The 9,611-nt window shown below is 40.7% G+C and carries 6 protein-coding genes; 3 read left to right on the forward strand and 3 right to left on the reverse strand.

Annotation, left to right across the window (positions count from 1 at the left end; all coding sequences use genetic code 11):
- The 3 genes from IJT21_00405 to IJT21_00415 form a co-directional block, all read left to right on the forward strand.
- Positions 1-2,639: GIY-YIG nuclease family protein (locus tag IJT21_00405; GenBank protein MBQ7576707.1), on the forward strand; the 2,639-nt coding region annotated here is incomplete at its 5' end.
- The gene (locus IJT21_00410; protein ID MBQ7576708.1) at positions 2,629-3,774 is read left to right on the forward strand and encodes a CCA tRNA nucleotidyltransferase; all 1,146 of its coding nucleotides are present in this window, start codon (positions 2,629-2,631) and stop codon (positions 3,772-3,774) included. The genes IJT21_00405 and IJT21_00410, both read left to right, overlap by 11 nt.
- Positions 3,771-4,694 (forward strand): ribonuclease Z, encoded by a 924-nt coding sequence (locus IJT21_00415; protein ID MBQ7576709.1) that lies wholly within the window; start codon positions 3,771-3,773, stop codon positions 4,692-4,694. The genes IJT21_00410 and IJT21_00415 overlap by 4 nt, the downstream gene beginning before the upstream one ends.
- Here IJT21_00415 and IJT21_00420 read toward each other — a convergent pair.
- The 3 genes from IJT21_00420 to IJT21_00430 are packed head-to-tail and all read right to left on the reverse strand — an operon-like array spanning position 4,672 to position 9,259.
- Positions 4,672-5,031: a DUF1622 domain-containing protein gene (locus IJT21_00420; GenBank protein ID MBQ7576710.1), complete on the reverse strand. Its 360-nt coding sequence runs from the start codon at positions 5,029-5,031 to the stop codon at positions 4,672-4,674. The genes IJT21_00415 and IJT21_00420 overlap by 23 nt on opposite strands.
- A gap of 36 nt (positions 5,032-5,067) precedes the next feature.
- Positions 5,068-5,814 (reverse strand): DUF1275 domain-containing protein, encoded by a 747-nt coding sequence (locus IJT21_00425; protein ID MBQ7576711.1) that lies wholly within the window; start codon positions 5,812-5,814, stop codon positions 5,068-5,070.
- On the reverse strand, positions 5,798-9,259 hold the full coding sequence (locus tag IJT21_00430) for a UvrD-helicase domain-containing protein (GenBank protein ID MBQ7576712.1): 3,462 nt from the start codon (positions 9,257-9,259) through the stop codon (positions 5,798-5,800). The genes IJT21_00425 and IJT21_00430 overlap by 17 nt, the downstream gene beginning before the upstream one ends.
- Between the last annotated feature and the right edge of the window lie 352 nt (positions 9,260-9,611).

Consider the following 9,611-nt stretch of genomic DNA (forward strand, 5'->3'; position numbering starts at 1 on the left):
AAGCCCATGCAGGTGCAGCTATGAGACAAAAATTTTTTCCCCGCAATGAACACTCTGACCCGAAAATTTACGCCTACATCACACCAGGTGTAACAGAAAATAACGGTTATATCAAAATCGGCTACACCATCCGAGACGCTGATATCAGAATCAAAGAACAGACTCAGACAGTCGGAGCACACTATAAAATTTTATTAACCGAGCCAGCAATCAGACCCGACGGCAGCACCTTCACCGATAAAGACATTCACAGGGTACTAGCAAAAAAGTTTTCCCGCAAAAATGAGTGGTTCAAATGCTCGCTCGATGACGTGAAAGCCGCTCTTATCGCCGTTCGCAGCATGACATACAATATCGAAGGGCGCACAAAAGATTTCAAGCTCAGACCCGAACAGCAGGCAGCAATTGACAAAACAAAAAATTATTTCCTGCACACAAAGAATAACAGAAGACGGCCAAAATTTTTATGGAACGCTAAAATGAGATTTGGCAAAACTTTCGCGGTTTATGAGCTTTGCAGGTCAATGGGCTTCACGAAAATTTTAGTGCTGACGTTCAAACCGGTTGTCGAGTCTGCGTGGAGTGAAGATTTATTGACTCACATAAATTTTGAAGGCTGGCAGTTTATCTCGAATCACAGCTCACAAGATAAGGGCTTGACGTTTGACGAAAATTTTTCATGTGCTGATAAGTCCCGTCCGGTTGTAGTTTTTGGCTCGTTTCAAGATTTGCTCGGAAAAAATAAGAACGGAGGAATCAAGGCCAAGAATCAATTTATACACGAGTCAGACTGGGACATAATAATATTTGATGAATACCATTACGGTGCATGGAGGGACAACGCGAAGAAATTATTTAATGATGACGACGAGCAAGACTTTGACGCGCTTTATAATCAAGAGGACATTGACGAATCTTATGACGAGTCATTTTTGCCGATAAAGGCCGGACATTATTTATATTTATCTGGTACTCCGTTTAGGGCGCTTAATTCCGGCGAGTTCATAGAAGAACAAATTTACAGCTGGACATATTCCGACGAGCAGCGCGCAAAAGAGTCGTGGCACGGAAAAAATAACCCTTATGAGTCATTGCCCCGCGTTGTTATGATGGCATACAAGATTCCCGACGAGATAAATAAAATTGCTGCTGAAGGAGAGTTTAACGAGTTCGACCTCAATAAATTTTTTGCTGTCAAAGACGGTGCAAAGCGGCTTGAAGACTCAGAATTTGTCAATGCGGACAGCGTTCAAAAGTGGCTGAATCTGATTCGCGGTTCTTACTTAATGGCGGGAAAAAATAAATTTCCTCCTATGCCGTTTTCAGATGTGAGGCTTTTGCAGAATTTGAATCACACTTTATGGTTTCTGCCTGATGTAGCGTCGTGTTATGCGATGTATAATTTATTGACGCGGGATAATTTTTTCAGGGATTACAGAGTGATACTTTGTGCGGGAACAAAAGCGGGAGTAGGGCTTGAGGCTTTAGATTTTACGCGTTCAAAGATGGGCAATCCCTACGAGACTAAATCTATAACTCTTTCATGCGGAAAATTAACGACTGGAGTAACTGTGCCGGCGTGGTCAGGAGTTTTTATGCTGCGGAATTTGCAGAGTCCTGAGACATATTTTCAGACGGCGTTTAGGGTGCAGTCGCCATTTACTGTTTACGATGAGGACGGCTCAGACAAGACTCACATAATTAAGCGTGAGTGTTATATATTTGATTTTGCGTTGAACAGGGCATTAAAGCAAGTAGCGGATTATTCATGCAGATTGAACATAGACGAGGGCAGCCCGGAAAAAAAAGTCAGCGAGTTTATAAAATTTTTGCCTGTTCTGGCTTATGACGGATCGAGCATGAATCCAATTAACGCACAAGATGTGTTAGATATTTATATTTCTGGGACATCGGCGACGTTATTAGCACGGCGTTGGCAGTCTCCATTACTTGTAAACGTTGATGATGAGACTTTAAAGCGTTTATTCAACAATCCAGACGCAATGAGGGCACTTGAAAATATCGAAGCGTTCAGAAATCTAAATAAGGAAATCGCAGCGATAATCAACCAGTCTGAACACGTCAAGCGCACAAAAAATAGCGATAATCCGGCAAATAAACGCGAATTAACTCAGGAAGAGAAAGAAATTAGAGAGAAACGCAAAATGATTCGCGATAAATTAATAAAGTTTAATACTCGGATACCAATTTTTATGTACTTGACTGACTTGCGCGAAGAGTCATTAAAGGATGTTATCACGCAGTTAGACTCTAAACTCTTTCATAAAGTAACGGGCTTGAACGTCAGCGATTTTGATTTATTGTGCAGTCTGGGAGTCTTTAACTCGCAATTAATGGACGAGGCGATTTATAATTTCAAGTGCTACGAGGACAAGAGCTTGACTTACACGGGATTAAACCAGCATGAAAACGAGCATAAACTCGGACTTTTTGATAAACAGGTTGACGAGGAAATTTTTTATAACCAAATTTATGAGCTTAACTCAACTGTCAATCACAAGAAAAACGGACATGGTGTCATAACAGATTTCAATAACGGCTGCTATAAAGTAAAATTTGACTCAGGTGATATACAAATTTGCGGGGAAGCTGATTTAATGAAAATAAATGTGTCGTAAAAATTTATTAATGGCTCACAAAATCGCAGAAAAAGTCAACGAGGCCGGCGGGAGAGTTTTTTTCGTCGGAGGTTATGTGCGTGATAGAATTATGAATCTCGCAAACAAAGATATTGATATTGAGGTTCACGGAATAGAGGCCGGGACGCTTGCAGAGATTCTTGACTCACTGGGCGAGCTTCTGACGATGGGCGCAAGTTTTGAAATTATGAAACTGCGTCATTATGATTTAGATATAGCTTTGCCGGTTGACATTGACGGAGGCGCATACAAAGCTGCGTTAAGGCGTGATTTCACGATGAATGCTTTAATGCAGGACGTCTTGACGGGTGAAATACTTGATTTTTTCGGAGGAATCGGCGACATAGAGTCTCGAACGATAAAGCATGTGAGCTCGAAAACTTTTACTGCTGACCCGTTAAGAGTCTTGCGTGCTGCTCGTTTTGCTGCGTGCTTGAATTTCGACATTGACTCGGAGACAAAAAATTTTGCTTCACTGGTAAATATTGAGTCTCTCCCTAATGAGCGCGTGATAAATGAGCTGTCAATTACGTTATTAAAAGCTGTGAGGCCGTCTAAGTTTTTCGAGGCGTTACAGGAAATGAGTCAAGCAGATTATTATTTTCCCGGAATAAAAAATTTTGAGCTGATAGATTCTGTTGCTGAAGTAAGAGACTCGGCGCAGGAGAAATTATATTTTATGATAGCTTCATTGTGTGTTGATTTAGACTTGCCGGAAAAGTTTTTAACGCGTTTAACAAGTGAGGAGAAATTAATTAAATACGTTCTGAACATGTTAGATTTGCTCAAGAGAATAAATTTTGCGGTCAGTGAGCGTGATTACATGAAAATTTTTGATGACTCAATTTGCGGGAGTGATTTATTACTGCTTTCTGGGATAATTTACGGTGATAGACGCTGTGAGAGAGAAAATTTTTTTGCGTTGTATAATTCACGAATGAGAGAGCCATATTTAATGGGACGAGATTTAATTATAAACGGGGTCAAACCGGGCGCTTTAATGGGAGAGGCGTTAAAATTTGCTCATGATTTAAGGCTTATGGGAGTGAACAAGGACGAGCAATTGACGAGAACACTAAAATTTTTGCGTGAATGTGAGGCGAAAAATTTATGATAGATATTACACTTTTGGGGACATCTGCATTATTGCCGTTGCCTGAACGCGCTTTAACGTCTGCGTTTTTATTTTGTGAAGGACATTCGATTTTGTTTGACTGCGGAGAGGGAACTCAGACGGCAGCGAGAAAATGCGGAGTAAGCCTCATGAAGACGGATATAATAGCATTGACTCATTATCATGGGGATCACATTTTAGGCATTCCGGGATTATTGCAGACAATGAGTTGTATGGGACGCACGGAAAAAATTTTTATAACGGGGCCTGAAGGATTAAATAACGCTCTTGCGCCGATATTGACTTTGACGGATTTTATTTCGTTTGATGTAGTGTTAGTTGATTCTCTGCCCGAAAGACTTTGCGATTTAATAGACGGCTGGCAGATTTACGCGAAATTAAAAGCGTTTCCGACAGTGCACCGAGTTCCGAGTCAAGGTTATTGCTTCACGTTGAGTCGTCCGGGGAAATTTTTGCCTGACAGCGCGAGAGATTTAAATATTCCGGTTAGTTACTGGAAATTTTTGCAGAAGGGCGAGTCTGTAATATTAGACGACGAACGAATAATAACACCTTCACAAGTAATGCTGCCGCAAAGAAAGGGATTAAAATTTGTGTTCAGCGGCGATACATGCGAGTGCGAGTCATTGATTAACGAGTCAAAGAATGCAGATTTATTAATTTGCGAGTCAACTTACGGTGAGGACTCACAGGGCGAACAAGCGAAAGAATACGGACATATGAATTTTTCACAGGCCGCAGGGATTGCCAAGAATGCAGGAGTAAAAAAATTGTGCTTGACTCATTTTTCGCAGGTGATTCGGGATCCTGATAAATATTTGCCGAACGCACAAAAAATTTTTCCTGATACAATTTGCGGCCATGACGGAATGAGATTTACACTAGAATTTGAGGGGTAGTAAAATTTTCCTGTTTCTTTGCTTCTTCCGTCTTGATTTCCCAGTGAATCAAAAATGTTAATGCACCGCGTAAAATTATAATTGCGCCGAGTATAGCAAGTTCGCTCCATTCACGAACAATAACAGTGCGCAGAACTTCACCGCCGAGCTTAAATTCAAGTGATAAGGCGATACCCTTTGCAAGAGTGAGTCTAACGTGTTCATCACGGCAGAGACAACCCCAAATACTTTTTACGGCAGTAACGAGCAGGATAATTACTCCGACACATTCCATTAAAAGCACTCCATACTGAACGATAACATGAAAAATTGCGTCAATCTGGTGTAATAGCGACATTAGACTCATCATCCTTTCACATAATAATAAAAAATTTTAGTGCCCGTGAGGTTTCAAATCCAACATTGCGCGTTCATAAATTAAATCAGCTCTTAGCATAACACAAAAGCACACACTTAACGGAATAATTGCAAGCCAAATAGTTTTTTCGTGCAGAAAACTGCTCATGAACGTAACGACAACGCCGCCGACAAAAAACGCTATTATCAATCTTGCGTGCTTAATTGCTTTCTTGGCCTGTTTCTTTTCTTCCTCGTGATGATTTATTACGCGTGCGATACTGATTCCTATCTGCCTTACATGATTCGTCAAAAAAGTTGTTGCCATTGGGACACCTTCTGCCTGTCTGAACGTGTTAAACTGCATGGCGCACAAAAAATTTATTAGAACCTGCACAATTTGATCCGGCCAAGTGAACGGAATAAACCCGATTAGTAACAGCGTGAAAATTTCTATGCCGACTAAAAGTGTATCCCACCTGATAAAATGAGTCTTCCTGACTTTTTCCGGCAAAATTTCAGATATTACAGTACCGAGAATATATGCGCAGAACGGAATAAAATAATAAAACCCTTCAGCGAAATTCAAGCCCCCGAAAGCAGCAGCCATTTTTACGATATTTCCCGTCTGAGCGTTCGAGAAAACTCCCCCGCGCAAATTATATGTGTAAAGTCCCATCATACCGGCTGCAATTGTGAGAAACTCAAATATAAAATATTTCTCACAGGTGAGATAAAATTCTTTGTGTAGTTCATTATGCAAATTTTTAGCTTGTTCGTTCATGACATTTAGCACAACCTTTCTTGAACGGGCATAATCTGCAATTATTTATATTAGCATTATACGACAAGGACGCGCAATTTTTCGCAGCAATTAATACACGTTCGCGGATTGAGTCAAAATCTGTAATGATTCTCTCGGCAAAATCATTTTCGCGCAGAAAAATAATATTTGTCTTGACCTTATCGCAGTGTGTGAGCTCATTTACTGCAAGTGCGTAAAAATCTAACTGCGACTCATAGAGGCCCGGCGGTGCTTTGTGAGACAGCGTTATTTTGTAGTCGATTACGTGATATAAATTATTCTCGTCTTTGTAATATGCGTCAATTGAACCTGCTAAAGCTGTATCGTTATTGAGTCTGATTCTAAAATTTTCCTCGCGTTTAATTTCGGGATTAGTGATTAATTTATGACCTGCTTGACTCTCGGCAAAAGCTGACAGCCATTTTTTGAGATTCTCGCGGTTTTCTTCCTTACGCCAAGCCCCCCGCAAATACCCCGGCAAATGAGATAAAACGCTTCTGTCAGACAACAAATAATCGAGTTCAACGCTGTAATTTTCACTTCTCGGCCAGCGCGATAATAGCCAGTGTGCAAGGCTCCCGACGTCAGCACCTCCGGCAAAATAAGAATCATCAAGCAATAAATCTTTGTCAGGATCTTCCCACGTTAAATTAACACCCTGCTTATATTTTCTCCTCCATGCGAACGGGCAGAACTCGAACAAAGCAAAGGAACTCGCCGAAATTTGACGTAAATAATTTTCTGTCTTGACCAGTGTTAAAGGCGTTAAAATTTTTTGTGAGTCATTGTTCTTGACGGCCGAGTCAAAATTTTTTATCTCGCTGACATATTCGGGCGTTATGGCATTCTCATTATCGAGCAAAATTTTTGTCCAAGTGTTATTATCGGGTGAGCCGTCTTCCTTCACTAGTCCGCAAAAAATTAAACTGTCCTGCGCGCGTGTTGCTGCAACATAAAATAACCGCGTGTCTTCTTCTGCGTCGCCCTGCTCAGATAATAATAAATCCCATTCTGCGCCCTGAGGTTTAATATCGCCTGTGTTTATTTCGTCGGGGTAAGAATTAAATACAACTCCTAAATTTTTTGACTCTCTGATTGTTCGGTGTTCGGTTCGTTTTCCTGTGCGCGCCTCAAAAATTACTGTTACGGGATATTCGAGCCCCTTTGCAGAATGAACAGTAGCGAGCTTTACGGCGTTTTCGTTTTTGTCGTGCCATGAAGGTTCGTCAATGCCTCCTGATTTGCGTTTAACAGCTTTTAGCATCCATTCTGAACACGCGATTAAACCTGATGTCCCCGACTGTTGGAAATCGCGAGCAATCTTTATAGCTCTGTGGAAGTTGCGCAAGATTCTTAATCTGTCAGAGTCCTTATAGCATGACAGCCAGTCTCTATTAACGTCAAAAATTTCAAGTAAGCCTGCCGGGCCTTCATGCTCGCCGACGAGTGAAAGATATTCGAGTCGTGAATAAATTTCGGGCAGAAACTTTTTAATTGCGTCAATCGGCCGTAAGTCTTTATTTATTTGCGAGAAAATTTTTATTGCCTTGTCCTGACTCACACGTGAAAAAGGCGACATAAGCCAGCCCATTACGCTAAAATCGTCGTTGAAGTCTGCTGCTGCTCTCAATGTGCAAATAACGTCGTTGATTTCTCCGCGCGTGAAAAAATCTGTGCTTCTGTCTTGTATTGACGGGATATTGAATTTATTTAGCGATTCTTCGAGTGTGTCATAAATTTTGCGTGAACGTGAAAGAATTGCGAAATCAGAAAATTTTACGGGTCTGATAATTTTTTCGGACTTGTCCCATATCGTGAATTTTTCCTGAACCCAGAAGGCTATATTTTTTGCGAGGTTGTCAGCTAGAATTTTTTGCGCGTCTTGAGATTTACGGCCATGAGGAGCGAGAAAAATTTTGAAGTCGGGCATTGTTCCTGAATCGCGTAATTTGTCAGTGTTTGCGGCTGATAGATTCTCATATTTGAGTCCTGACATTGAGTCCGAGCTTCCGAGTCCGTGTTCCCAAATTTTAGCGAATAATTTATTTATCTTATCGATTAATGATGAACGTGTGCGAAAACTTACATTCAAGTCAATTCGTGAATCAGCTTTCTTTATTGTATCTGCAAATAGTGAAGGCTCAGCGTGGCGGAATTTATAAATTGACTGCTTAGGATCTCCAACTGCAAATAAATTCGAATAATCCTGCGCTAAAGACTCTATCATCTGAAATTGCAAAGGGTCTGTGTCTTGGAACTCGTCGACTAGAACATGAATAAATTTGCGTGTAATGCCGCCTTCAGTGATTGCCCGTTTAGCGTGAAGAATCATATCTGAGAACGACAATAAACCGCGCTGCTTCTTCATTCTGTCCCACATTCCCCACGAGACCGCGCAAAATTGCATTAATGTCCGGCGTAAATTTTTCTCGTCGTCTGTGAAATCGCTGCTGAAATTATTTGTTAATCTTACGAGTAATTTCGATCTTGAGTCGCGCCATTGAGTCAGAGTCATTCCCAGATAAGTTTTCAGAGTTTTGAAGGGTTCGCCACTGCTTGATTTAATGTTGAATAACGCTCTATAGAAATGTTGAAGTGCTGACTCATCGTCGGGAGAATTATTTTTCTGCCATTCGAGCAAATTATTAAATAGTTGACCGGTACTACTTTTTGATTCGGGTAAATTTGAGTCTGCGAAAGTCTGCCAAGTTTCGCGCCATTCATGCAATAAAATATTTTTCACGATAGATTTTGCGTTGTCCTGCAAAAAATTATTTTCTGACCATTCAAGCAGATTTTCCCATGAATAACCGAGTGAGGCTTGTAATTCGGCTGAGTCTCTTGCGAGATTGCTTAACGTTTCAGATTTCCATTTGTTGACGGCAGAACTTAATAAATTATCATGGTCAAGTGAGTCGCAAATTTTCTGTAAAGTTTTATCGCCGTAAGCCCGTGAGAGCTGTCTTAGATTCGCAAATTCCAACGCGTTTCTAATGCTGTCCCAGAAATCTTGTTCTTGATGAAGGCTTATTACTGACGCGCCCGGGTCTATGTCGAGTGAAAGCCCTGACTCGCGTATTAATCTTGCTGCGAATGAATGAATAGTAGAAATCCAAGACTCAGCGAACCCGTCAATAATTTCGCGTTTTCGTTCGGGATTAGATATATTTTTCGCGAAAGTGTTTAATTTTTCTGCAATGCGTGATTTCATTTCGTCTGCAGCTGCTTCAGTGAACGTGAGAGTCAGAATATCGCGCGGCAAAAGAATATCATCATTGACGATTAATCTCACATAACGGCCGGAAAGAACCCAAGTTTTTCCCGTGCCTGCGCCTGCTCCGACGGTAATAATTTTTTTGTCTGTATTAATTGCGGCTCGTTGTCCGTCTGGAGTTTCTGGTGAAATAATAAAGTTTTCCGGCATTAAAAATTTTTCCTCCTGTTATGTTATGAATGAATAATAATAATATTTTATAACGAGCAAAAAATTTATAACTATCTGCGCAATAATTTATTTATGAGCGCGCGAGAAAAAATTTATATGATCACGAAAAATTTTTATTTGTGAAAGATTATGAGTGCAGAAAAATTTTAACATTTTTGTATTGGTAAAAGTATTAGTAAAAAATTTCAGCTCCCCCGATAAATTTTTCAAGAGAACTGAACGTGTTTATTATATAACATACTTCTGAATCCGTGCAAAAAATTTAGCATTTTACCACTGCAAATGGCTGCTTACTGGGTGGGGGGTGCGGGGGGGCTCTGGGGCCCCGCAT

The organism is Synergistaceae bacterium (assembly GCA_017443945.1).
Classification (GTDB): domain Bacteria; phylum Synergistota; class Synergistia; order Synergistales; family Aminobacteriaceae; genus JAFUXM01.